The sequence below is a fragment of the Kitasatospora atroaurantiaca genome (assembly GCF_007828955.1).
Classification (GTDB): domain Bacteria; phylum Actinomycetota; class Actinomycetes; order Streptomycetales; family Streptomycetaceae; genus Kitasatospora; species Kitasatospora atroaurantiaca.
In genome coordinates, this window is record NZ_VIVR01000001.1 from 3180611 (window position 1) to 3204596 (window position 23986).

Consider the following 23986-nt stretch of genomic DNA (forward strand, 5'->3'; position numbering starts at 1 on the left):
AGGCTGGGAATCCCATGAATTCTGCCATCCGCCGGACAGCGCTCCGTCCTCAGCCCCGGCGGGCAAGCGCCCGGCGGACCCGGCTGCGGACGACCTCCCAGCCGCCGCGCACCCCGTCGGCGACCCGAAGCCCGAGCTCACCGTTGCCGGTCTCGTACGCCTGTACCAGGGCGAAGCGCAGCGGCGCGCGGAAAACGACCGCATGCCGCTTGCCCGGCCCCGGCGCCCTGACGGCGGTGACCGCCCGGCTGCCGTTGGCATAGCCGACGGTGAAGCGCAGCGCCCAGGCGGTCATCTCACCGACGTCGCGCAGCTCGAAGGCGTCCACGGTGGCGTCCGCCGTCCAGCCGCCCTCCGGGTGCGGGGTCAGCTCCAACCGGCGGCGGATGCTCAGCGGCGGGCCGAGCCGGGTGCGCAGCTCCAGCTGGGCGTTGATCGGCCCGGCGGCGGAGACCAGCCCGTACGGGTCGTGCAGCCGCAGCGCCACCGTGCAGGCGCGGGCCAGCCGGACGGTGCCGTCCACGGCCAGCGGGAGGCGGGCGGCCGGCAGCTCGGTGAGCCCGGTGAGCGGTACGCCCTCGACCAGCACCGGGCGGCCGTCCGCGTCGGTGGCGTACGGCGGGGCCAGGCGCGGCGGGGCGGAGGCCAGCTCACCGACCCGGCCCAGCTCGGCGGACTCGACCGGTTCGGGGCGGGCCAGCAGCAGCTCGCTGACCCAGCGTCCGGCGGGGGTGGCGGCGGCCAGCGCGGCGGGCTCGAAGGACTCGAGGTGGGCGCGGGCGATCCGCCACCACTCGGCGCGGTACGCGGCCGGCTTGTGGCGGAGCTCACGGACGTACATCCGCAGGTCGTGGTCGATGAACTTGGTGCGGGCGGCGGTGGCCAGGTCGGGCTCGCCGGCCTCGGTGAGGATGCGGACCACCTCGGCGTGGGCGTCCACCCGGTCCTGCCAGTTGCGGACCTCGTCCCGGCGCAGCGAGATCGACTGCCGCCCGGCCTCGCGGCGGACGTGCCACAGGTAGACGGTGTCGCCGACCGCGACCAGCCGGGGCCTGGCGGCGTACAGGCGGGCGGTGAAGACGAAGTCCTCGTAGTGCACGGCGCCCTCGGCGAAGCGCACTCCGTGGCGGTCCAGGAACGCGCGCTCGTACAGCTTGTTCACGCACAGCGTGTCGCGCAGGAAGGCGGGGCGTGAGCCGATGCCGTCGTAGCGGCGCGGCGGGGCGCCGGCGGCCGGGAAGAGGTCGCGCTGCCACGGGGTGTCGGTGCCCGCCGGGAGTTCGCGGCGGACACAGACGCCGGCCACCACCTCGGCCTGTTCGGCCACGGCGGTCGCCAACAGGCCGGGCACGACGTCGGGCGGCAGGACGTCGTCGCTGTCGAGGAGCATCACATAGCGCTCGCGGGCGGCGGCCAGGCCCTGGTTGCGCGGAGTGCCGCAGCCGCCGCTGTTCTCCGTCCTGGTGATCACCCGGATCCTGGCGTCCTCGGCGGCGAGCCGGGCCAGACGCTCGGGGGTGCTGTCGGTGGAGGCGTCGTCGACGACTATCACCTCGCCGACCGACTCACCCTGGACCAGGGCCGAGCGGACGGCCTCGGTGATGTGGGCGGCGTCGTTGTAGACGATCACCACGACGCTGACCTGCGGCGGTGCGCCGAGGGTACTGCCGGTCATTCGCGACCTTGCCCCCTCATCGTTCACGCCGCACAGGGGAGGGACGGGCGCCCGGTGACCCCAATAGCCGCTTGCGATCGTACCGGACCGTACATATCAAGTGCCCGATTACCGCCCTTCGTCTCAGTTACCGGCCTTCACCCGCTACCACCCCCGTGCGGCCGCTTCGTCCCGTTTCCCTCCGCGCGGCCACCCGCTCCGGCCGGGTGCGGACGGCGCGCGACATAGGATTTCGGGCATGACTTGGTTGATCACCGGCGGCGCCGGCTACATCGGCGGACACATCGTGCACCAGCTGGTCGCGGCCGGGGAGCCGGTCGTGGTGCTCGACGACCTCAGCACCGGCGCACCGGAGCGGCTGCCGGCCGGCGTACCGCTGGTGGTCGGCTCCACCCTCGACCGGGGCGCGCTGGACGCGGTGATCCGCGAGCACCAGGTCACCGGTGTGCTGCACATCGCGGCCAAGAAGCAGGTCGCCGAGTCGGTGGCGGACCCCTTCCGCTACTACCGGGAGAACATGACCGGCCTGCAGACCGTCCTGGAGGCCGCGGTCGACGGCGGCGTACGGAAGCTGCTGTTCTCCTCCTCCGCCGCCGTCTACGGGATGCCGGACGTGGACCTGGTCACCGAGGACACCCCCTGCGCGCCGATCAACCCGTACGGCGAGACCAAGCTGGCGGGCGAGTGGCTGGTCAAGGCGGCCGGGCAGGCGTACGGGCTCTCCACGGTCTCGCTGCGGTACTTCAACGTGGCGGGCTCGGCGGCAGCCCCGCTGGCCGACGACGGGGTCTCCAACCTCGTCCCGATGGCCTTCCAGCGGCTGACCGACGGTCAGGCCCCGCTGATCTTCGGCGCGGACTACCCGACGCCCGACGGCACCTGCATCCGCGACTTCATCCACGTCTCCGACATCGCCTCGGCCCATGTCGCGGCCGTCCGCCGGCTCTCCGCCGCGACCGAGCCGATCTCACTGACCCTCAACATCGGCCGCGGCGAGGGCGTCTCGGTCGCCGAGATGCTCGCCGTCATCGCCCGCGTCACCGGCTATGACACCGCCCCGGAGACCACCCCGCGGCGCCCGGGCGACCCGGCCCGGGTGGTCGCCTCGGCCGACCTGATCCACAAGGAACTCGGCTGGACGGCCCGGTACGACGTCGACGCCATGGTCACCTCCGCCTGGGACGGCTGGTGCACTCGCCACCCGGAGGCCCGGAAGGCCTGACGCCACCAGGCACTCAGCAGGATTGGGCATCCCAGGGGCGCGGGGAACTGCGCGAGAGCGGAAGGCGACAACGTGTGCCCTACCGCTTCGCGCAGTTCTCCCCCAGCCTTCGGCCGGGAGGTGCCCCCACGCGCCCCTTGTGGTGGCCCGGCTAGGACGGGACGGCCGTCCCGTAGAACGCGTCCAGCGCGTACACGCAGCGGTCCTTGCTCCCGACGAAGACCCGCCCGCCGGCGGCCACCGGGGAGCCGGTGAGCTCGCCCTTGGTGCCGAGCTCCCAGCGGAGCCGGCCGGTGGTGAGGTCGATGGTGTGCAGGGAGTGGTCGCGGCTGCCGAGGTGGACGAGCCCCTCGGCGACGGCCGGGGAGCCGACGATCTCGCCGCGGGCGGTGTAGCGCCAGCGCTCGTGGCCGGAGGCGGTGTCGAAGGCGTGCAGGGTGTCCCCGGCCCCGACCAGGGCGGTGCCGCCCGCGACGACGACCGGTTCGGCGCCCTGTCGGCTGCCGGTGCGGCCGCGCCAGCGCTCCCGCCCACGGGAGGCGTCGAGGGCGTAGACGGTGCCGAGGTAGTCGGCCACGTAGACGGATGAGCCGTCCAGCGCCGGCGGGGTGAAGAGCACCACCGCGGCCTCGAAGCGCCAGCGCTCGGCGCCGGTGGCCGCGTCCAGGGCGTAGACCCGGGTCCCCGCCGTCACGTACAGCACCCCGGAGCGCTCGACCGGCCGGGACGGGACGTCCTCGCCGACCGGGAAGGCCCAGCGCAGGCCGCCGCCGCGCGGGTCGACCGAGCGCAGCCGTCCGCCGCCGTAGTAGTACGCCGCACCGGCGACCAGTGCGGGCCCCGACTGCGGGTTCTCGTAGTCCTGCTGGGCGTCGTCGGCGCGCCACAGCTCGGCACCGTTGGCGGCGGAACGCAGCTGCACGCCGCCGCCTCTGATGCCGCAGCAGAGCACCCCGTCGGCGGCGTCCAGCGAGTAGATCCAGCCGTCGAGGGAGTTGCGCCAGCGCTCGGTGCCGTCCGCGACGTCGACGGTGTACAGGTGCGGTCCGTCGGCGGCGTGCACCCGGCCCGAGTCGACGGCGAGGGCCCAGGCGACGTCCCGGGTCTTGTAGCGGCGCTGGCCTGAGGCGATGTCGAGGGCGTGCACCTCGAAGCTGGAGACGAAGAGCGTGCCGTCGGCGACCACCGGGGTGCCCCAGACGTCGTTGGACATCCGGAACCGCCAGGGCCGCCAGCGGGCGGCCTGGGCGGGTGGCGGGGTGGCTCGGCGTACCCAGTCGGTACCGGCCGGCGCGGGGCCGCCCGCCCCGCCCTGGTCGGCCCGCGGTCCCGGCCCTATCCGCACGGCACCGGGCAGCCGCACCTCGGCGCCACTGACTCCTGCGGGCTGCTGCCGCCGGGCGGCCAGCTTCTCGGTGGCCGCCTCGGCGTCCAGCGCACCGCCGCTGTCGGGCCTTGGGGGCACGGGTCGCATGGGTTGGGGGGCGGGCCGCTGCGGCACCACCGGGGCCGCGGGGGCCACGGGCGCGGTGGGGGCCGCGGCCGCGGGTGCGGCAGGCGTACGCCGCCCGCGTCTGCGCTCGATCAGCTCCAGCGCGCTGGGAGGCAGCCAGTCCCCCGCCTCGCCCGCCGCGTCGTCCCTGGAGAACAGGTGCGGCGCCAGCTCGGCCTGGATCTGAGCGGGCGTCGGCCGGTGCTCGGGCGCCGGCCGCATGCAGGCACGGACGAGGTCGACCAGCTCGACCGGCAGGCCGGAGAGGTCGGGCTGGTCGCGCAGCAGCTGAAAGACCGTCTCGACCGGGTTGGCCCCACGGTAGGGCGGGTGCCCGGTCGCGCAGAAGACAAGGAGCGAGCCCAGCGAGAAGACGTCGCTGGCCCCGGTGACACTGCGGCTGTCGCGGGCCTGCTCGGGCGACATGTAGGCGGGGGTGCCGACCGCGACGTTGGTCATGGTCAGGCGGGAGTTCGAGACCCCGGCGGCGATGCCGAAGTCGATCACGCGCGGGCCGTCCTCGACCACCAGGACATTGGAGGGCTTGAGGTCGCGGTGCACCAGACCGGCACCGTGGATGGACTGCAGCGCCTCGGCGATCCCGGCCACCAGCCAGCGGACGGCGTCCACCGGCAGCGGCCCGCACTCGCTGACCAGGTCCTCCAGCGAGGGCGCGGGCACGTATGCGGTGGCCAGCCAGGGCACCCGGGCGTCGGCGTCGGCGTCCACGACAGCCGCCGTGTAGAAACCGCCGACCGTCTTGGCGGCCGCGATCTCCCGCGCGAAGCGGACCCGGAACAGCTCGTCCTCGGCCAGTTCCCCTCGTACGGTCTTGATGGCCACCCGACGGCCGGACGCGGACCGCGCCAGGTAGACCAGGCCCATCCCGCCCGCGCCGAGCCGCCCCAGCACCTCGAAGGGCCCGATCCTCCGCGGATCGTGCGCCGTCAGCTGGTCCACTCCGCTGCCACCTCCCCGTCTGCCGCCACCCGAGCCGGGTGCGCCGCCCCCGATTGTCCAATGCCCGCCCCGCCGGAGCCAATCTCCCCCGCCCATGACGCGCCGGGGTCCCCTCCGCGCGTCACGGCGACGGCCGAATCTGACGGGCCACCGGCAGGCGTCCTGACGATCACTCTGCGCGACCCGATCATCCCTCAGCCGACTCGTCGTCACTCTGCGGGTCCATCAGCACACGGGGGGGCTTCGATCACGCGGCGGCCGCCCTGAATTTCCGTCCGCACGCCCCGATGAGCCCCCTATACCACCCCCGGGCGGAGTAATAGTCGCATCACCGAATCGCGCCAAGATCGTGCCACGGTAAGCTGACGGCATGACAGGACAAGTTCGCACCGTCGACGGTCGCGTCGCCGGGCGACGCGGACAGGAGACGCGGCAGAAGCTGCTCGACTGCCTCCGCGAGATGCTCAGCACGTCGCCCTATCGGGACGTCAAGGTCATCGACGTCGCCCGTATGGCGGGTACCTCCCCCGCGACCTTCTACCAGTACTTCCCGGATGTCGAGGGCGCAGTCCTCGAGATCGCAGAGGAAATGGCCGAGGACAGCGTCGGGCTCAAAGAGCTCGTCGAAGGAAAGTCCTGGGCGGGAAAGACCGGCTACACCACTTCGGAAGAACTGGTGGACGGATTCCTCGCCTTCTGGCGCAAGAACGACGCCATTCTGCGAGTGGTCACTCTCGGTGCCGCAGAAGGGGACAAGCGGTTCTTCAAGATCCGCATGAAGGTCCTCAACTCGGTCGTCGGGCCGCTCACGGAAGCCGTCAAGGCAAACCAGGCCAAGACCGACAAGTCGGTCGACCCGGCCGCCGTGGCAGGGGCGCTGGCCTCACTGCTCGCCTCGGCGGCGGAGCACTCGAAGGCCTTCACCTCCTGGGGCGTCAAGGTCAAGGACCTCAAGCCGAACCTGGCTCTGCAGGTCTACCTGGGCGTCACCGGAAAGAAGCCGCCCAAGTAGCAGCCTGCTCCTACGTCCATCCATCCACCTTGCGCGCAATCCCGGTTTCCTGTCCGGGGTGTGTCGGACGGCGGCCGTGTCCTCGGGGGAGGTTCGCCGACGTACCGCGACGCGCTCGAGACTGCTGTGGGGCGGTCGGAATCACTGATTCCGACCGCCCCACAGGCTTGTCCGGGGGGACTACGGGCAGCGTACGACCTGGCCCGCGTACGCCAGGCCGCCGCCGAAGCCGAAGAGCAGCACCGGGTCGCCGGAGCGCAGCTCGCCGCGCTCGACCAGCTTGCTGAGCGCCAGCGGGATGGAGGCGGCCGAGGTGTTGCCGGAGTCGACCACGTCACGGGCGACGACCGCGTCGGGCGCGCCCAGCTTGTTGGCGATGGCGTCGATGATCCGCAGGTTGGCCTGGTGCGCCACGAAGCCCTTGAGCTCGGCCGGCTCCAGACCGGCCTTGCGACAGGTCTCCCTGGCCAGCGGCGCGATCTTGGTGGTGGCCCAGCGGAAGACCGCCTGGCCCTGCTGGCTGATGGTCGGGTCCCAGCCGGTGATCACCACGGCGTCGCCCTTCTCGGGCTCGGAGCCCCAGACGACCGGGCCGATGCCGGCGTCCTCGTCCGGGACGGCCTCGACCACGGCCGCGCCCGCGCCGTCACCGAAGATCACGCAGGTGCTGCGGTCGGTCCAGTCGATGGTGTCCGACATCCGCTCGGCGCCGATCACCAGCGCGCGGGTCGCCGCCCCGGCGCGGATCGCGTGGTCGGCGGTGGCCAGCGCGTAGGAGAAGCCGGAGCAGACGGTGTTGATGTCGTACGCGGCCGGCGCCTTGATGCCCAGGCGGGCGGCGACGGCTGCGGCGGTGTTGGGGCTGCGCTCGACGGCGGTGCAGGTCGCGACCACCACCAGGTCGATGTCCTCGGCCAGCCGGCCGCTGTTGGCCAGCGCCTTCTGGGCGGCCTCGGTGGCGAGATCGACCAGGGTCTCGTCGACCGCGATGTGGCGGGTGCGGATTCCGACCCGGGAGCGGATCCACTCGTCGTCGGTGTCGACCAGCTTCGCCAGGTCGTCGTTGGTGAGGACCTTGGGCGGCTGGTAGTGGCCGAGCGCCACGATGCGGGAGGCGGTCATGCTGCCACTCAACCGCGTTACCGACCGGTCAGCTGGTGACGCCCTTGCACAAGGTACGGGGCCGGATGCTGTAGGGGGCTGACAACAGCCCTTGCCCCGCATGGCACCTGGAGGGGGACGCGTACCCGCTCAGGCGGCCAGCGACTCGGCGTCCCCCATCGCGATCATGGGGTGGGCGGCCGGGTCCAGCGCCTTGATGAGCTCGATCATGCGGTCCTCGGTGAGCGAGACGCATCCGTGGGTGGGCCCGCCGTGGTCCACATGGAGCCAGATGCCGCCGCCCTTGGACTTGCCGTCGGGCAGCCGGGTGTCGAGCGGGGAGTTGCCGGGCACCCGGTTGTAGTTGATCGCCACCACGTAGTCGAAGGAACCGGCGAGCTGCTCACCGTTGAAGCCGGTGCCGCCGATCACGAAGCCGGAGTCCTGGTCGTACGGGAGCCGGCTGCCGGGGTCGGCCTTGCGGCCGCCGGCGTCGGTCAGCGCGTAGAGCCCGACCGGGCTGCGCAGGTCGCCGGAGCTGTGGTCGGCCGTCCAGCCCTTGAAGGCGTTGTGGGCGGGCCAGGCGGTGCCGGCCTTCCAGCGGCCCTCGGGGGTGCGCGTCCAGAGCGTCACGGTGGTGTCGGAGGAGTCCTTGCCCTTGCCCGAGGCGACCACCAGCTGGCGGGTCTCCGCGGGGATCCGGGAGAGGAAGGAGGCGCCGAGGCCGGGTATCGCGGCGAGCGAGCCGTCGGTGCGGTCCGAGCGGTCGGCGGCGGGAGGGTCGGTCCGGCCTATCCCCGCCTGCGTCGTGGAGCCGTCGCCGGACGCCACGTCGGGCTCGGGGTTGTCGGGTGCGCCGGCCGTGGTGATCACCGGGAACGACCGGCCGGGGCCCACGGTGAACCAGCCCGCGGCGGCGGCCAGCAGCATCGCCGTACCGCTCAGCAGCGCCTTGCCCCGGCGTTTTCGGGGCTTCCGCCGGTGCCCGCGGGGCCGCCCGGCGGCGCCGTCCTCGCCCCGGGCACCGTCTCCGACCCGAGGGCCGTCTCCGCCCCGGCGGGGGCCGGGGACTGCGGCGGAGCGGGGCGGCGCGGTGGCACGGTGGGAACCGGACATGCTGACGATCCTTCCAAAGCCCCGGGCAAGAGCGAAACCCGGGGCGTGTGGTGAGCCTGTGAGCATACGCGCTGCTTTCCATGAGCGCTGTGTGCTCAGGGACACCACCCGTCCCCATGCGGCGGTTCACTACCCCGCCAGCGCGCCCCAGATCTGCGCGCCGTCCCCGAGCTCAAGGCGTCGGCTGCGGTGCTCGGCGCGGCCCGTACGGGCGTTCATGGCGTGCAGCTCGCCACCGGTGGCGTCCAGGAGCAGCAGCTGGGCGCCCGACCAGCTGACGGTCAGGCTGTCGCCCAGGTCCTTGTCGCCCTCGGGGAGGCCGGTGAAGCTCCCGAAGTCCTTGCAGCCGGGCCGGTCCAGGTCGAGGACGCCCAGCCGGTCGCCGTCGTCCGCGTGCAGCACGGTGGCGTACCAGCGGCCGCTCGGGTCGAGGATGCCGCGCCCGACGGGTGTGCCGGACGGGCAGGACGGCACCGGGCCCGAGGCGTGGCGGAGGGTGTCGTACACCTGGGTGCAGGCCGCCTGGGTGCAGCCGTCGCCGCGCCACAGGATGTGCTTGCCCGCCGCGCCGAGCGCGGTGCCCGACTCGGTGACGGTCCGGGCGGCGGCCGTACCGGCCTGGTCCATCACGACCACCCGGGTACGGGCGACGGAGGCTTCGGCGGGAGTGTCGGCCGTGGTCTGCTCGGCGACCAGGCCCTCGATGCTCTCGGCGACCGGCTGGTAGCCGCAGGGCAGGGTGAGGGTGCGGTGGGCCGGGCGGCCGGAGGGCTCGTGGTCGGCGGCCGTGTAGCGGGCCCGGACGGTCTTCGGGAGCTGCTGCCCCGGGCAGGCGGTGTCCGTGGACTCCTCGGTGACGGTCCAGAGGCGCTTCCCGTCGGAGGTGGGGAACCAGTCGGCCGCCGGTGCGACCAGCACCGCCCGCATCGGGTCCTCGGCGGAGACGGCGACGGCGGTGCCCTGACGGATGCCCACGATCCGACCGCCCTGGGCGAGCCGGCGAGGGGAGGTCAGGTGGTAGCCGTCGAACTTCTCGGTGTCCTCCTCCCGCTCACCGACGATCCTCGGCTCGGCGTCGAGGCTGTCGAGTACGGCGAGCCGGCCGCCCAGGTCGACCACGATCCCCCGCACCGGGCCGGCCTGGGCGTCCTCCTCCCCCTGGCCGCACGAGGCCAGCACGGTGACGGCCACCGTCACGGCCAGACCGCGCAGCCACCCGCGCGCCATCCGTCGCATCTCCACTGCCCCTGTTCTCCCACTCGCGGCGTCTTGAGGTCCCCCGGCCGGGCGGGCGGGCCCGGAGGCCGCCCGCCCGGCGTGCTGATCAGCGGTCAGGGCTTGGGCGTGCAGGGCGAGGCGGCCGTGCACTCCGAGAAGAACGGGTAGGCCGTGATCGCGTTGAGCCTGCCCACGACGCCGAGGCTGCGGGGAGTACAGCGGGGAGTGTCCTGGTACTTCTCGATCTGGAAGACCCGCCGCTCGATCTTCGGCGTGGTGTAGCCGTACTTGTGGGCCGGGACGTTGATGGTGTTGGCGAGCGTCTTGCCCGAGGTGGTCTGCTTGGTGACCGAGTAGCTGGTCTTGGCCTGCACGGTGGCGATACCCCAGCTCACGCTGCCGCCGGCCTCGGCCGACCAGGTGGTCGACTTCGAGGAGGTGGTGGTCAGGTCGTAGCGGAGGGTCTCGGTGGAGGAGCTGGAGTTGTACTTGCCCGACGGGCTGCCGATCGCCTCGTAGTGCGCGGAGCCGTACTGGGTCACCTCGTACCAGGTGTCCGGCGGGCAGCCGGCCGGCTCCTCGGCGGCGGCGAAGGCGGACGGCGCGAGCAGCAGCCCGCCCCCGAGCACCAGAACGCCCAGCAGGGCACCCTTGCGAATTGCAGTGATCATGACAGTCCTCCCGGTACGGATCTGCCCCCGTGGCTGATCCGTTGTGGGAGGAGTTCATCAGCTAACTCACAGGAAAGGTAAGGAACTTGAGCAACATCTGAGCCTGCGTCGGCCGCCGCGGCGGCTCCCGGCGCCCGCGTCCGACACGCCGTCCACAGAATGGACAGGGCCCACCTGCGAAGATCGGCAGATGGGCCCTCGCCCGCCGGTGAGGCGGGCCGTGAAAGATGTGTCCGAACCGTACGAGTGCGTACGGGCCGTAGGTCGCCGTAGGTCAGAGGCGCATGGCCTGCGGGGTCTCGCGGCGCTGCGTGTCCGGGCCGTCGTACTCGCGGATGATCTCGTACCGGGTGTTGCGCTCGACCGGGCGGAAGCCGGCGTCACGGATCAGGTCGAGCAGGTCGTCGCGGCCGAGCTTGTTCGGCGTGCCGAAGTTGTCCGCGTCGTGGGTGATCTTGTACTCGACGACCGAGCCGTCCATGTCGTCCGCGCCGTGGCTGAGCGCCAGCTGGGCGGTGGTGACGCCGTGCATCACCCAGAAGACCTTGACGTGCGGGACGTTGTCGAAGAGCAGCCGGGAGACCGCGAAGGTCTTCAGCGCCTCGGCGCCGGTCGCCATCTCCGTACGGGCCTGCAGCTTGTTCCGGATGACCCCGTCCTTGGAGTCGTGGAAGTCGTGCTGGTAGCGCAGCGGGATGAAGACCTGGAAGCCGCCGGTCTCGTCCTGCAGCTCGCGCAGCCGCAGCACGTGGTCGACCCGGTGGCGGGGCTCCTCGATGTGCCCGTACAGCATGGTCGACGGGGTCTTGAGGCCCTTCTGGTGAGCAAGGCGGTGAATACGCGACCAGTCCTCCCAGTGGGTGGCGTGGTCGACGATGTGCTGGCGGACCTCCCAGTCGAAGATCTCCGCGCCGCCGCCGGTCAGCGACTCCAGGCCGGCGTCGATCAGCTCGTCCAGGATCTCGGAGGCGGGCAGGCCGCTGATCTTCTCGAACCAGTGGATCTCGGTGGCGGTGAAGGCCTTGAGGGAGACGTTCGGCAGCGCCGCCTTGAGCTCGCGGAGAGAACGCGGGTAGTAGCGCCAGGGGAGCGTCGGGTGCAGGCCGTTGACGATGTGCAGCTCGGTGAGGGACTCGACCTCCATGGCCTTGGCCAGGCGGACGGCCTCCTCGATGCGCATGGTGTACGCGTCCTTCTCGCCCGGCTTGCGCTGGAACGAGCAGTAGGCGCAGGACGCCGAGCAGACGTTGGTCATGTTGAGGTGACGGTTGACGTTGAAGTGGACGACGTCGCCGTTCTTCTGCGTCCGCATATGGTGCGCCAGGCCGCCCAGCCAGGCCAGGTCGTCGCTCTCGTAGAGCGCGATGCCGTCCTCGCGGGTCAGCCGCTCACCCGCGTAGACCTTCGCCTCCAGCTCGCGCTTGAGCCCTGCGTCCATGCGGTGACCCGCCTCCTCGTGCCTTGAGAATTGACCGAACCCGAGCCTACGCCTCGTACCTGGCGGCCGGCCCATAGGGGCGCGGCGAACCGTACGCACTCGGGTACCCCCAGGGGCGCGGGGGCCCGTGCGCACTCGGGTACCCCAGGGGCGCGGGGAACTGCGCGAGGCGGAAGGAGCCCACGCCGCACCCGGGTCCGGACAACGAGTTGCACCTTCTGTCGCGTCCCCGGCTGACGGTCGCGGCCTTCCGGTTTCGCGCAGTTCCCCACGGCCCCTACTGGCTTGCCGCCTGCGCTGAGTGCCCTACTGCGCGAGGAGTTCCGCGAGGAGCTTGGGTTCGATGTTGCCGCCGCTGACGACCGCCGCGAAGACCCGTCCGTCGAGCTCGTCCGCGTGGTGGAAGTACGCGGCCGCCGCCACCGCCCCCGAGGGCTCGGCGACCAGCCGGCCGCGGCGGGCCAGCAGGGCGACGGTGTCGCGGATCTCCTGCTCGGAGACGGTCACGATGTCGTCGACGTACGCCTGCAGGTGCTCGAAGGGCAACACGCCGACGGAGGGCGTCCGCAGCCCGTCGGCGATCGTCCGGTAGGTGTCCGCCACCGGCCAGGCCAGGTGCTTCCCGGCTCGGAAGCTCGCCTGCGCGTCCGCCGCCAGCTCCGGCTCGACCCCGACCACCCGGACACCCGGGCAGGTCAGCTTGAGGGCGGCCGCCGTACCGGAGATCAGGCCGCCGCCGCTGACCGGCACCAGGACGGTGTCCAGCTCGTCCGGCGCGTCCTCGCCGATCTCCAGACCCACCGTGCCCTGGCCCGCGACGATGTACGGGTCGTCGTACGGCGGCACCCAGACGTAGCCGTGCTCGGAGGCCAGGTCGGCCGGCAGGGTGTCACGCCTGCCCGGTTCGACCAGGATGACCTCGGCGCCGAAGGAGCGGGTGTTCTCGACCTTGATCGCGGGCGAGGTGTCCGGCATCACGATGACGGCCTTGATCCCGAGCAGCTGCGCGGCGTACGCCACTGCCTGGGCGTGGTTGCCGCTCGACTGGGCGACCACCCCCCGCGAGCGCTCACTGTCCGTCAGCGCCGCCAGGCGGTTGTACGCGCCGCGGATCTTGAACGCGCCGGTCGGCTGCAGGCTCTCGGGCTTGAGCCAGAGCCGCCTGTTCCCGTCCCCCGCCCACGGGCACGGCAGCAGCGGCGTGCGTACCGCGACTCCGGCTATCCGTCGCTGCGCTGCGCGCAGGTCCTCCAGGCTGACCAGGGCCATTCGTGTTACTCCCCCTCTTCCACAGGCAGGTCGCTCACCCGGTTCTCCCACTTGGTGGAGAGCACGACCGTCGTCCTGGTACGGGCGACGCCCTTCGTCCCGGAGAGGCGCTTGACCACCGATTCCAGGCCCTCCACGTTGGAGACCCGGACCTTGAGCATGTACGAGTCGTCGCCCGCGATGAACCAGCAGTCCTCGACCTCGCCGAGCTCCTTCAGCCGGTGCGCGACGTCCTCGTGGTCGGCCGCGTCTGTCAGTTGAAGGCCGATCAGGGCGGTCACCCCGAAGCCCAGGGAGGCCGGGTTGACCGTGGCACGGTAGCCCGTGATCACACCGGCCTGCTCCAGCCGGTTGATGCGGTCCGTCACACTCGGGCCCGACAGGCCGACGAGACGGCCCAGCTCGGCGTACGACGCGCGGCCGTTCTCCCGCAGCGCCTGGATGAGCTGTCTGTCCACCGTGTCCATATATCCGCCCGCGTCCTTCCGAACCTCTCCAGACCCACAGATCATTATCCGGAATCAAAGGCGCCATGCGCGGATCAACCCGGATATCGCAAAGAACATACTCTCCCGTAGCTCCGCGCTTTACGCGACCTTCCCCCCGGAGCCCAAGTCCCCTTCCCAGCGCCGGTAGAGCTCGTGCGGCACGCCCACGGCGTCGAGCACCCGGCCGGCCACGAAGTCCACCAGTTCCCGGGCCGTGGAGCCCCCCGCGTAGAAGCCCGGCGAGGCCGGGAGCACCACCGCGCCCTGCGCGTCGAGCTCCACCAGGTGCTTCAGCGTCACCCCATCGAGGGGCGTCTCGCGTACGCAGACCACCAGCGGCCGACGCTCCTTCAGGGTCACCGCGGCCGCCCGCTGCAGCAGGTCCTTGCTGAGGCCCAGGGCGATCCCGGCGACGGCGCCGGTGGTGGCGGGGACGACCAGCATCCCCTTGGCCGGGTACGAGCCGCTGGACGGGCCGGCCGCGAAGTCGCCCGCCGGCCAGTAGCGGACGTTCTCCAGCTCCTGGACCCCGAGCCACTGCGCCAGGTCCTCATGCCAGTGGGCGTCCCGGAAGGAGATGCCGGTCTCGTCGAGGAGGGTCAGCCGCGCGGCACGGCTGACCACCAGGTCCACCGCCTCCCCGGCGGCGAGCAGCGCACGGAGAACGGAGGCCGCGTACGGCGTCCCCGACGCCCCCGAGACCCCGACCACCCATGGCTGACGTACCTGCTTCGCAGTGCTCATGCCTCATTTTCTCCGCTCCACGCTCTCCCGACACGAGAGTCACGGGAGTATGGACCCATGGCGCCGACGCTGATCGACCTCACGCACCCGGTCACCACCGGCATGCCCGTCTACCCCGGGGACCCGGAGGTGGCGCTGCGGCCCGCGCTCACCACCGCCGGTGCGGGCGTCAACGTGCTGAGCCTGCACCTCGGCTCGCAGTCCGGTACGCACGTGGACGCGCCGTACCACGTGGACGTCACCTGGCCGACGCTGGACGGGCTGCCGCTGGAACTGTTCACCGGCCCCGCCGTGGTCGCCGACCTGCGCGGGCTCGAGCCGCGCTCGGCGGTGACCGCCGATCAGCTCTCCGGCGCACTCGACCGGCTGACGCCCGGCACGATCCTGCTGCTGGCCACCGGCTGGCCCCGCCACTGGGGCACCGACCCCTACCTCGCCCACCCCTGGCTCACGCCCGAGGCCGCCGAGGCGATCGTGGCCGCCGGTGTCCGTACGGTCGGCGTGGACGCCCTGAGCATCGACCCCACCCCGGACCCGGTCCCCGGCGACCCCGCGGTGGCCGCACTGCTCGCCGACCTCGCCGACGAGCACGACCCCGCGGCGGGGGAACCCACCCTGGCCGCCCACCGCATCCTCCTCGGCACCCCCGGCGGCGGCGTCATCGCGGAGAACCTCACCGACCTGACTCCCCTGCTGGACGCCCAGGCGGCCGGCCTCCCGATCGAGGTCTCGCTCTTCCCGCTGCGGCTGGTCGCGGCCGACGGAGCGCCGGTCCGGGCCGTGGCCCGGCTGGGCTGAGCGCACGCCGCCCTCCTCGATAGGTCTAGACCATCCTGGATGCCCCGGATAGGCTCCCTCCATGGCAGAGATCATCGGGGTGGTCGAGCGACTCTGGCGGTATCCGGTCAAGTCCACCGGTGGCGAGCGGCTGCACTCCGTCGAGGTGGACGAGCGCGGGCTGGCCGGGGACCGGCTGTACGCCGTGCGCGACGGCGCCGGGAAGTTCGGGTCGGGCAAGAACACCCGGCGGTTCCGGCGGATGGACGGCCTGCTCCGGCTCGGCTCCCGGCTCGGCAGCAGACTCGACGCCCCCGAACTGCTCGACCCGCTGGGCAGCCCGGTCGCCGACCCGGACAGCTTCCTGCGCGCCTACCTCCAGCGCGAGGACGTCGAACTCGCCCGCGAGGACGAGATCTCGCACTTCGACCAACTGCCCGTCAGCGTGCTCACCACGGCCACCCTGGACTGGGTCCGCCGGGCCGTGCCGTCCGCGATCGTGGACGAGCGGCGGTTCCGCCCCAACATCCTGCTGCGGACCCCACCTGGCACCGCGCCCTTCGTCGAGGACACCTGGTTCGGCCACGAGGGCGGGGTGAAGGCGGGGGTCCGGCTGGCCTTCGTCCGCTCCAGCGAGCGCTGCGCGATGACCGGGACGGCCCAGCCGGGCCTGCCGCACGCCCCGGAGATCCTCAAGGCCGTCGCCCAGGCCCACGACAACCGCCTCGACGCCCTCGCCGAGGTGAGCCGCCCGGGCCGCCTACGGGTCGGTGACGTCCTGTCACTCGGCTGAGAGCCTCCGCCAGTAGGCAGCGCAGCCAGTTGCAGTATCAAGGGGCGCGTGGGGGCACCTCCCGGCCGAAGGCTGGGGAGAACTGCGCGAGATCGGAAGCAACGGTCTGCAGCCTCCCGCTTCGCGCAGTTCCTCGCGCCCCTGGTGTTGCCCAGCTGCCTACGCTCCGGGCATCCAGGGCGTGCCGGTCAGTCCGCAGGCGCCCCGGCCTGCACCAGGCAGAACGGGTGCCCCGCCGGGTCGACGTACACCCGCCAACCCGTCTCGGTGTCCTTGAGCACCGCCCCGAGCGCCAGCACCCGCTCCTCCGCGGCGTCCAGGTCCTCGACCTCGACGTCCAGGTGCAGCTGCTGCGGGTGTGCCGGGTCCGGCCACATCGGCGGCCGGTAGTCCTCGACCCGCTGGAAGCCGAGCACCATGCCCCCGGGCACGTGCACCGTCGACCAGTACTCGTCCAACGACCAGCGCGGGTCCGGCCGGTCGGCCTCCCCACCCAGCAGGGCGGCGTAGAAGTGCGCCAGCCCAGCGGGGTAGTGACAGTCCAGCACCACACACTGCAGCTTGCCGATCACCGGGTCTCCTCCGCGCCGAACCGAACCGAGCCGAACCGATTCACGGTCGCAGCATAGGCAGGGGCGGCACCCGGCGGCCCGTCACACGCCCAGGCCGCGGATGACCAGGTCGAGGAGGGCGAAAACGAAGAGCGAGATGCCGACGAAGCCGTTGGTGGTGAAGAAAGCGCGGTTGAGGCGGGACAGGTCACCCGGCTTGACGATCGCGTGCTCGTAGACGAACGCGCAGGCGACCACGGCCAGCCCGACCCAGAAGGCCGCGCCGGCGTCGGTCAGCAGCGCGTACCAGACCAGCAGGGCCGTGGTGACGACGTGGCAGGCCCGGGCGCCGTACAGGGCCGCCGGGACACCGAAGCGGGCCGGGACGGAGCGGACGCCCTCGGCGCGGTCGGCGGCGACGTCCTGGCTGCCGAAGATCAGGTCGAAGCCGCCGATCCAGACGCCGACGGCCAGCCCGAGCACCACCGCGTCCCAGGACCAGCGGCCGGTGACGGCCAGCCAGGCGCCGATCGGGCCCATCGCCTGGGCCAGACCCAGGATGGCGTGCGGGAAGTCGGTGAACCGCTTGCCGTACGGGTAGACCACCATCGGGACGACGGCGACCGGGGCCAGGAAGAGGCAGAGCGGGTTGAGCAGAGCCGCCGCGCCGAGGAAGACCACCAGGGCTATCGCCGAGCCGGTGTACGCGGTGCGCATCGAGACCGCGCCGGTGACCAGCTCACGGCCGGCCGTGCGCGGGTTACGGGCGTCGATCTCGCGGTCGATGATCCGGTTGGCCGCCATCGCGAAGGTCCGCAGGCCGACCATGCAGACCGTGACGATCAGCAGCCGGCCCCAGTGGACGCTACGGTCCGTCAGGAACATCGCCGTCAGGGCGGCGATGTACGCGAAGGGGAGCGCGAAGACCGAGTGCTCGATCATCACCAGGCGCAGGAAGGACTTCGTCCGGCCCGCGGGAACGGCGATCGTACTCACAGGCCGTACTCCTTCCAGCGCTTCGTCACCAGGGCGGCCGTGGCGGGGTCGGAGGCGACCATCTCGGGCCAGCCGCCGTCGCGGGTGTAGCCCTCCTCGGGGAGCTTGCGGGTGGCGTCGATACCGGCCTTGCCGCCCCAGAACTGCTGGTACGAGGCGTGGTCGAGGTGGTCGACCGGGCCCTCCACGACCGAGAGGTCGCGGCTGTAGTCGGTGTTGCCCAGTGCCCGCCAGGCGACTTCCTGGTAGTCGTGCACGTCGCAGTCGGCGTCCACCACGATGATCAGCTTGGTCAGCGACATCATGTGGGCGCCCCAGATCGCGTGCATCACCTTCTGGGCGTGCTTGGGGTACTTCTTGTCGATCGAGACGATCACGCAGTTGTGGAAGCCGCCCGCCTCGGGCAGGTCGTAGTCCACGATGTCCGGGATGATGATCTTCAGCAGCGGGAGGAAGAAGCGCTCGGTGAACTTGCCGAGCGGCCCGTCCTCGGTCGGCGGGCGGCCGACCACGATGGACTGCAGGATCGGCCGCTTACGCATCGTCACACAGTCGATGGTCAGTGCCGGGAACGGCTCCTGCGGCGTGTAGAAGCCGGTGTGGTCGCCGAACGGCCCCTCGGGCAGCATCTCGCCCGGTTCCAGCCAGCCCTCCAGCACCACCTCGGCGTCGGCCGGGACCTGGAGCGGGACGGTCTTGCAGTCGACCATCTTCACCCGCTCACCGGCCACGAAGCCCGCGAACAGGTACTCGTCGATGTCGCCCGGCAGCGGCGCCGTGGCCGCGTACGTCACGGCGGGCGGGCAGCCGAAGGCGATCGCCACCGGCAGGCGCTCACCGCGCTTGGCGGCGACGGCGTAGTGGTTGCGGCTGTCCTTGTGGATCTGCCAGTGCATCCCGATGGTGCGCCGGTCGTGCCGCTGCAGGCGGTACAGGCCGAGGTTGCGGATGCCGGAGTCCGGGTCCTTGGTGTGGGTCAGGCCCAGATTGAAGAAGGATCCGCCGTCCAGCGGCCAGGTGAAGAGAGCGGGGAGGTCGTCCAGGTTGACGTCGTCCCCGGTGAGCACGACCTCCTGCACCGGCCCGTCCTTCACGTGCTTCGGCGGTACGTGCGCCATCGAGGCGAGCTTGCCGAAGGCGTCCCGGAACCCGGTGAAGCCCTGCGGCAGTTCGGGCTTCAGGAGGCCGGCGATCTTCTCCGCGATGTCGTCCGGCGACTTCAGGCCGAGCGACTTGGCGAGCCGGCGCTCGGTACCGAAGACGTTCATCGCCAGCGGCATCGAGCAACCCTTGACGTTCTCGAAGAGCAGCGCCGGGCCCTTGGCCTTCTGGACGCGGTCGACGATCTCCCCGATCTCCAGATGGGGGTCGACCTCGGCCTTGATGCGCTTGAGGTCGCCCTCACGCTCCAGGGCCCGGAGAAACGAACGGAGATCGTCGTATGCCATACCTGTCAGTATCCGATACCGACTAGCCTGGCCCCGCCAAGGGGCCCACCTGTTCGCCTTCCCGGGGGAGATCACACCGTGCTGAGGATTCTGCCGCCACTGCTTGCCCTCGCCCTGTGGATCTGGGCGTTCATCGACTGCCTGACCACACCCGAGGACGAGGTGCGCCACCTGCCCAAGGTGGTCTGGGTGATCATCGTGCTCTTCTTCCCGCTGCTCGGATCCATCGCCTGGCTGGTGGCTGGCAAGCAGCGGGGCGGGCTGCTCCCGGCCCGGGCCGCGGCGACCGAGCGGCCCGGCGGGCGCTCGGTCGCACCCGATGACGACCCGGAGTTCCTGGCCTCGCTGAAGAAGGACAACGGCCGGCACGAGGACATGCTCAAGCAGTGGGAGGCCGATCTGCGTCGCCGCGAGGACGAGCTGCGCGACAAGGACGACCCGGAGAGCGGCCCGAAGCGCTGACCGCCGGGCCGCCCGGGCCGGCCCACCACCCGTTCGGGTGCCTGTTTGGCGCATCTCTACGAGTCCCGGTGATCCCTCCGCCCCGACCGGGGCCCACGACCCGCCCGGCGGCCCCCCGGAACGCCCGGGACACGGGCACCCTCGGCACCCCGCCATCACCCACCTGACCTGCGGCTTCGGTGGGCCGCGCGGGGATCATGCAGGCCGCCCGGACCCCCGGCTGCGACAGCTGGTCCCTCCCGCCCCGGAAGCCGCTTTCTGTACGGCCTTCACATGTTCTGGGGCCCGACCTTGTACAGAATAGACGCCGATTACCGAGCGCACTCCCTCGTACTGTCGTAGGTGAAGAAGTGTTCGCAGCAGCAGCCGCCGCCACAGCAGGCCGGCTGTCGGACAGTTCCCTCACACTTGGAGTGGTTCGAGATGACGGTTCTGCACGAGGCGCCGGTCGGCGACGAGATCCCCGAGATCCCGGCCGATGCGCGCGGGCGGGTGGCCGAGCTGCACGACCTCCGGGACAAGGTCCGCCGGGGCCCCAGCGAGAAGGCCACCGAGGCCCAGCACGCCAAGGGCAAGCTGACGGCCCGTGAGCGGATCGACCTGCTGCTGGACGAGGGCTCCTTCCACGAGGTCGAGCCGCTGCGCCGGCACCGTGCCACCGGCTTCGGCCTGGAGGCCAAGAAGCCGCACACCGACGGCGTCATCGTCGGCTGGGGCACCGTGCACGGCCGCACCGTCTTCACCTACGCGCACGACTTCCGGATCTTCGGCGGGGCGCTGGGCGAGGCCCACGCGCAGAAGATCCACAAGATCATGGACATGGCCATCGCGGCCGGTGCCCCGCTGGTCTCGCTGAACGACGGCGCCGGCGCCCGCATCCAGGAGGGCGTCACCGCCCTGGCCGGCTACGGCGGCATCTTCCAGCGCAACACCAAGGCCTCGGGCGTCATCCCGCAGATCAGCGTGATGCTCGGCCCGTGCGCCGGCGGCGCCGCGTACTCCCCGGCGCTGACCGACTTCATCTTCATGGTCCGCGAGACCTCGCAGATGTTCATCACCGGCCCCGACGTCGTCCAGGCCGTCACCGGCGAGAAGATCACCCAGAACGGGCTCGGCGGCGCCGACGTCCACTCGGGTGTCTCCGGCGTCTCGCACTTCGCCTACGACGACGAGCAGAGCTGCATCGAGGAGGTCCGCTACCTCCTCTCGCTGCTCCCGCAGAACAACCGCGAGATGCCCCCGGCCGCCGTCACCGACGACCCGGTGGACCGCCGCAACGACGCGCTGCTCGACCTGGTGCCGGCCGACGGCAACCGCCCGTACGACATGCGCAAGGTGATCGAGGAGATCGTCGACCACGGCGAGTTCCTGGAGATCCACGAGCGCTGGGCCACCAACGTGCTCTGCGTGCTGGCCCGGATCGACGGCCACGTCACCGGCATCATCGCCAACCAGCCGCAGTCGCTGGCCGGTGTGCTCGACATCAACGCCAGCGAGAAGGCCGCGCGCTTCGTCCAGATGTGCGACGCCTTCAACATCCCGCTGGTCACCATGCTCGACGTCCCCGGCTTCCTGCCCGGCGTCGACCAGGAGCACGACGGCATCATCCGGCACGGCGCCAAGCTGCTGTACGCCTACTGCAACGCCACCGTGCCGCGCATCCAGCTCATCCTGCGCAAGGCCTACGGCGGTGCTTACATCGTCATGGACTCGCGTTCCATCGGCGCCGACCTCTCCTTCGCCTGGCCAACCAACGAGATCGCCGTGATGGGTGCCGAGGGCGCGGCCAACGTCATCTTCCGTCGCGACATCGCGGGCGCAGAGGACCCCGAGGCCATGCGCGCGCAGAAGATCAAGGAATACAAGAGCGAGCTGATGCACCCGTACTACGCGGCCGAGCGCGGCCTCGTGGACGACGTCATCGACCCGGCCGAGACCCGCGCAGTCCTGGCCTCCTCGCTCGCCATGCTCCGGACCAAGCACGCCGACCTGCCGAGCCGCAAGCACGGCAACCCGCCGATGTAACGCGAGGTTTTACCGCCGCGTACACCGCCCGGAACCGTCCCGACTTCCATCCGCGAGAGAAACAAGGTTATGAGCGCTTCCGCTGAACCTCTCGTCCGCATCGTCCGCGGCTCGCTGAACGACGAGGAGCTCGCCGCCCTCACCGCCGTACTGCTGGCCCGTGCGTCCGCCGCACAGCAGGCCGTGGCCGCTGCGGCCGCCGTCGAGCCGATCGCCAACTGGCAGCGCCTTGAGCGCCGCCCGGCGTACTACTCCCCCGTCAGCTGGCAGCAGGCGGCGTAATCCCCCGTTCGGTCCTGTCGCCCCGCGTTTTTCGTCGGGGCGACAGGACCGTTTCGCGATCAGGTCGGCTCAGGCGACGGCGGCGGCCAGGGCGGTCGGGCGGCCGGCGTGCATGACGCTGAGGTGGGCTGCGAGGAGTTGGGGGTCCTGGCAGAGCCAGAGGCGGACGATCGCGCCGAGGATGGCGCAGGCGGAGCCGAGGCGTACGCCGGTGGCGTGGGCGACCGTGGCGGCGGCCAGGACGAGGAGGTCGGCCAGGGGGGCCGGGAGCCAGACCGTCTGCGCGCAGGGCGCGGGCGGGGCCAGGGCGGCCAGCAGGCGGTAGGCGTCGGCGGTGCTCTGCAGGGTCGGCAGGACGTCCAGCAGGCCGTCCGCGACGACCTCCGAGACGTCGCTTCGATGACCCTGGGCGAGTCGGCGGAGCAGTGCTCTCTCCGCAGAGGTGATTCGGACGGTCAGCATGACCTCGTCGCACTCCATGGCGCGGCCCTCCTCGCGGCTTCCCGATCAGCGACAGTTCCGACCGACTGTCAGCGTTTCCCTGCGTACTGCATTCCGTGCGCCCGCTCGGCCATCGTGACGACCATCAGCGGGAACCGGTCGAGCGGGATCAGCGGCGAGGCCGGTATGTCGGCCCGCAGCACGCCGTCCGGCCAGTACGCCGCCTTGCAGGTGCGGCAGAGCCTGGCCTGTTCCCAGACCGCCATCTGCTGCTTCCACCGGTCCGGCAGCGGACTCCCGGCACGTCCGGTGCGGCGCGCGCGCTGCTGGAGCAGCACGCCGACGGTCAGGGCGATGGCGGCCGGAACGAAGCCGCCCATCCGGTAGCCGGCCTGGTACGCGTCGTCGAACTGCTCGATCCCGGGCGCGGGGGCGACCGAGCGGTACAGCGCGCTGAGGAAGAGCAGGCCGCCGATCACGATCAGCACGATGCCGCCCGTGCTGTTGGCCGCCGCCGGAGGGGCCGGGGCGGGCGGTGGCGCGACCTCCCAGGCGGGCGGGCCGCCCAGGGAGCCGTCACGATCCTCGAAGGCCTGGCGGGCCGTGAGGCCCCCCTCGGCGCTGCCGCACTGCGGACAGACGTCCATCATTCCCCCCTGCCGAACCGTCAGACGCCCGCGTACGAGTGCTTGCCGGTGACGAAGATGTTGACGCCGTAGTAGTTGAACAGGAAGCAGGCGAAGGCCAGCAGCGCCAGGTACGCGGCCTTGCGGCCCTTCCAGCCGGCCGTGGCGCGCGCGTGCAGGTAGCAGGCGTAGACGACCCAGGTGATGAAGGACCAGGTCTCCTTCGGGTCCCACTCCCAGTACTTGCCCCAGGCGGCCTCGGCCCAGATCGCGCCCGCGATGATGGTGAAGGTCCACAGTGGGAAGACCAGCGCGTTGATCCGGTACGAGAGCTTGTCGAGCGTCGAGGCGGCGGGGAGCCGCTGCCAGATCGAGGCGGAGGTGCCGAGCGGGCCGGTGGTGCGGCCGGCGGCGATCCGGCGGTCGTACGAGTCCTTGCCCAGGTAGAGGGCAGTGGCCACGAAGGCCGCGTAGAAGGCGCCGCCGCAGATGATCGCGGCGGAGACGTGGATGGCCAGCCAGTACGAGTGCAGGGCCGGGACGAGCTGCTCGGACTCGGTGTAGAGCACGCTCACCGCGAGGCCCAGGGTGAGCACCACGGCCACCGTCACCGGCAGGCCCAGCCAGCGGACGTTCTTCTTCGCGGCCAGCAGCCCCAGGTAGGCCAGCACCATGGTGAGGGCGAAGGCGCAGGAGAACTCGTACATGTTGCCCCACGGCCAGCGGGTCACCGAGAGGCCCCGGGTGAGCACGCCGCCGGCGTGCAGCACGGCGCCGAGGACGGTCAGCGAGACGGCGATCCGCCCGGCCATGTCGCCCTTCTCGCTGGTACCCGCCGCGCCCGGGCCGTCCACGTCCTCGCCGTCGGAGCGGCCGCTGGTGACCACGGTGGCGCCGGCGTCCGCCAGCGCGGTCCGGGTCAGGGTGGTGGTGCCGCCGCCGGCCGAGGCCACCGTGACGGTGACCTTCTTGGCCGCCTTCGCCGGTTCCTTGGCGGCCGCCACGGTCTCGGCGAGGCTCGCCTGCTCGGCGGAGCGGACGGCGACCGCGCCCTTGCTGCCGAAGGTCCACTCGAAGAGGTGGGCGAACATGGCGATGAGGTACACGGCCATCGCCGAGTAGATCAGCTTGTTGGAGAGGTCGGCCAGGTGAGGGTCGACCGCCGAGGCGAGAAGCACC

At 71.7% G+C, this 23986-nt stretch carries 23 protein-coding genes; 7 read left to right on the top strand and 16 right to left on the bottom strand.

The window, feature by feature from the left end:
* Nucleotides 1–49 precede the first annotated feature (49 nt).
* On the bottom strand, nucleotides 50–1675 hold the full coding sequence (locus FB465_RS14650) for a glycosyltransferase family 2 protein (protein WP_145790946.1): 1626 nt from the start codon (nucleotides 1673–1675) through the stop codon (nucleotides 50–52).
* Nucleotides 1676–1913: 238 nt separating this feature from the next.
* Between FB465_RS14650 and galE the strand changes: the two genes are divergently transcribed.
* On the top strand, nucleotides 1914–2897 hold the full coding sequence (gene galE, locus FB465_RS14655; protein ID WP_145790948.1) for a UDP-glucose 4-epimerase GalE: 984 nt from the start codon (nucleotides 1914–1916) through the stop codon (nucleotides 2895–2897).
* 151 nt (nucleotides 2898–3048) lie between these two features.
* Here the strand turns inward: galE and FB465_RS14660 are convergent, their stop codons facing one another.
* Nucleotides 3049–5349 (bottom strand): outer membrane protein assembly factor BamB family protein, encoded by a 2301-nt coding sequence (locus FB465_RS14660; RefSeq protein ID WP_211785785.1) that lies wholly within the window; start codon nucleotides 5347–5349, stop codon nucleotides 3049–3051.
* A gap of 370 nt (nucleotides 5350–5719) precedes the next feature.
* Between FB465_RS14660 and FB465_RS14665 the strand changes: the two genes are divergently transcribed.
* Nucleotides 5720–6361 (top strand): TetR/AcrR family transcriptional regulator, encoded by a 642-nt coding sequence (locus FB465_RS14665; RefSeq protein WP_145790953.1) that lies wholly within the window; start codon nucleotides 5720–5722, stop codon nucleotides 6359–6361.
* Nucleotides 6362–6541: 180 nt separating this feature from the next.
* Here FB465_RS14665 and FB465_RS14670 read toward each other — a convergent pair whose 3' ends face one another.
* From FB465_RS14670 to FB465_RS14705, 8 genes are all read right to left on the bottom strand, one after another.
* The gene (locus tag FB465_RS14670; protein ID WP_145790955.1) at nucleotides 6542–7483 is read right to left on the bottom strand and encodes a beta-ketoacyl-ACP synthase III; all 942 of its coding nucleotides are present in this window, start codon (nucleotides 7481–7483) and stop codon (nucleotides 6542–6544) included.
* A 129-nt stretch (nucleotides 7484–7612) separates the two neighbouring features.
* Nucleotides 7613–8578 carry a L,D-transpeptidase family protein gene (locus FB465_RS14675; RefSeq protein ID WP_145790957.1) on the bottom strand — a complete coding sequence of 322 codons (966 nt, stop codon included), beginning with the start codon at nucleotides 8576–8578 and terminating at the stop codon, nucleotides 7613–7615.
* Between the two features lie 129 nt (nucleotides 8579–8707).
* Nucleotides 8708–9805, bottom strand: coding sequence for a hypothetical protein (locus FB465_RS14680; protein WP_145790959.1), 1098 nt, complete (start codon nucleotides 9803–9805; stop codon nucleotides 8708–8710).
* A gap of 104 nt (nucleotides 9806–9909) precedes the next feature.
* On the bottom strand, nucleotides 9910–10467 hold the full coding sequence (locus FB465_RS14685) for a hypothetical protein (RefSeq protein WP_145790961.1): 558 nt from the start codon (nucleotides 10465–10467) through the stop codon (nucleotides 9910–9912).
* A gap of 274 nt (nucleotides 10468–10741) precedes the next feature.
* Nucleotides 10742–11905 carry an aminofutalosine synthase MqnE gene (gene mqnE, locus FB465_RS14690; RefSeq protein WP_145790963.1) on the bottom strand — a complete coding sequence of 388 codons (1164 nt, stop codon included), beginning with the start codon at nucleotides 11903–11905 and terminating at the stop codon, nucleotides 10742–10744.
* Between the two features lie 306 nt (nucleotides 11906–12211).
* Nucleotides 12212–13174: a threonine ammonia-lyase gene (locus FB465_RS14695; RefSeq protein WP_145790965.1), complete on the bottom strand. Its 963-nt coding sequence runs from the start codon at nucleotides 13172–13174 to the stop codon at nucleotides 12212–12214.
* A gap of 5 nt (nucleotides 13175–13179) precedes the next feature.
* Nucleotides 13180–13641: an Lrp/AsnC family transcriptional regulator gene (locus FB465_RS14700; RefSeq protein WP_145790967.1), complete on the bottom strand. Its 462-nt coding sequence runs from the start codon at nucleotides 13639–13641 to the stop codon at nucleotides 13180–13182.
* 120 nt (nucleotides 13642–13761) lie between these two features.
* Complete coding sequence (locus FB465_RS14705) at nucleotides 13762–14406, bottom strand: UbiX family flavin prenyltransferase (RefSeq protein WP_145790969.1); 645 nt, start codon at nucleotides 14404–14406, stop codon at nucleotides 13762–13764.
* A gap of 57 nt (nucleotides 14407–14463) precedes the next feature.
* On the opposite strand from FB465_RS14705, the gene FB465_RS14710 reads away from it, so the two are divergent.
* Nucleotides 14464–15204: a cyclase family protein gene (locus FB465_RS14710; RefSeq protein ID WP_145790971.1), complete on the top strand. Its 741-nt coding sequence runs from the start codon at nucleotides 14464–14466 to the stop codon at nucleotides 15202–15204.
* Between the two features lie 61 nt (nucleotides 15205–15265).
* Nucleotides 15266–15976 carry an MOSC domain-containing protein gene (locus FB465_RS14715; protein ID WP_145790972.1) on the top strand — a complete coding sequence of 237 codons (711 nt, stop codon included), beginning with the start codon at nucleotides 15266–15268 and terminating at the stop codon, nucleotides 15974–15976.
* A gap of 188 nt (nucleotides 15977–16164) precedes the next feature.
* Here FB465_RS14715 and FB465_RS14720 read toward each other — a convergent pair whose 3' ends face one another.
* The 3 genes from FB465_RS14720 to FB465_RS14730 form a co-directional block, all read right to left on the bottom strand.
* Nucleotides 16165–16548, bottom strand: a complete 384-nt coding sequence (locus FB465_RS14720) for a VOC family protein (protein ID WP_145790974.1) — start codon at nucleotides 16546–16548, stop codon at nucleotides 16165–16167.
* 81 nt (nucleotides 16549–16629) lie between these two features.
* Nucleotides 16630–17523 carry a menaquinone biosynthesis prenyltransferase MqnP gene (gene mqnP, locus FB465_RS14725; RefSeq protein ID WP_145790976.1) on the bottom strand — a complete coding sequence of 298 codons (894 nt, stop codon included), beginning with the start codon at nucleotides 17521–17523 and terminating at the stop codon, nucleotides 16630–16632.
* A complete protein-coding gene (locus tag FB465_RS14730; protein ID WP_145790978.1) occupies nucleotides 17520–18971 on the bottom strand; it encodes a menaquinone biosynthesis decarboxylase in 1452 nt (483 codons plus the stop codon). Before FB465_RS14730 ends, mqnP begins: the two co-directional genes overlap by 4 nt.
* 78 nt (nucleotides 18972–19049) lie before the next feature.
* On the opposite strand from FB465_RS14730, the gene FB465_RS14735 reads away from it, so the two are divergent.
* From FB465_RS14735 to FB465_RS14745, 3 genes are all read left to right on the top strand, one after another.
* Entirely contained in the window at nucleotides 19050–19433 is a 384-nt protein-coding gene (locus FB465_RS14735) for a PLD nuclease N-terminal domain-containing protein (protein WP_145790980.1), read from the top strand.
* A gap of 423 nt (nucleotides 19434–19856) precedes the next feature.
* On the top strand, nucleotides 19857–21458 hold the full coding sequence (locus FB465_RS14740) for an acyl-CoA carboxylase subunit beta (protein ID WP_145790981.1): 1602 nt from the start codon (nucleotides 19857–19859) through the stop codon (nucleotides 21456–21458).
* A 69-nt stretch (nucleotides 21459–21527) separates the two neighbouring features.
* Nucleotides 21528–21740, top strand: coding sequence for an acyl-CoA carboxylase epsilon subunit (locus tag FB465_RS14745; protein ID WP_145790983.1), 213 nt, complete (start codon nucleotides 21528–21530; stop codon nucleotides 21738–21740).
* 69 nt (nucleotides 21741–21809) lie between these two features.
* On the opposite strand, the gene FB465_RS14750 is transcribed toward FB465_RS14745, so the two are convergent.
* From FB465_RS14750 to ccsB, 3 genes are read right to left on the bottom strand one after another with little or no spacing between them, the layout of a single operon-like run.
* Nucleotides 21810–22220, bottom strand: coding sequence for a hypothetical protein (locus FB465_RS14750; protein WP_145790985.1), 411 nt, complete (start codon nucleotides 22218–22220; stop codon nucleotides 21810–21812).
* Nucleotides 22221–22270: 50 nt separating this feature from the next.
* The gene (locus FB465_RS14755) at nucleotides 22271–22828 is read right to left on the bottom strand and encodes a hypothetical protein (protein ID WP_145790987.1); all 558 of its coding nucleotides are present in this window, start codon (nucleotides 22826–22828) and stop codon (nucleotides 22271–22273) included.
* 20 nt (nucleotides 22829–22848) lie between these two features.
* The gene (gene ccsB, locus FB465_RS14760) at nucleotides 22849–23985 is read right to left on the bottom strand and encodes a c-type cytochrome biogenesis protein CcsB (protein ID WP_145790988.1); all 1137 of its coding nucleotides are present in this window, start codon (nucleotides 23983–23985) and stop codon (nucleotides 22849–22851) included.
* Nucleotide 23986 lies beyond the last annotated feature (1 nt).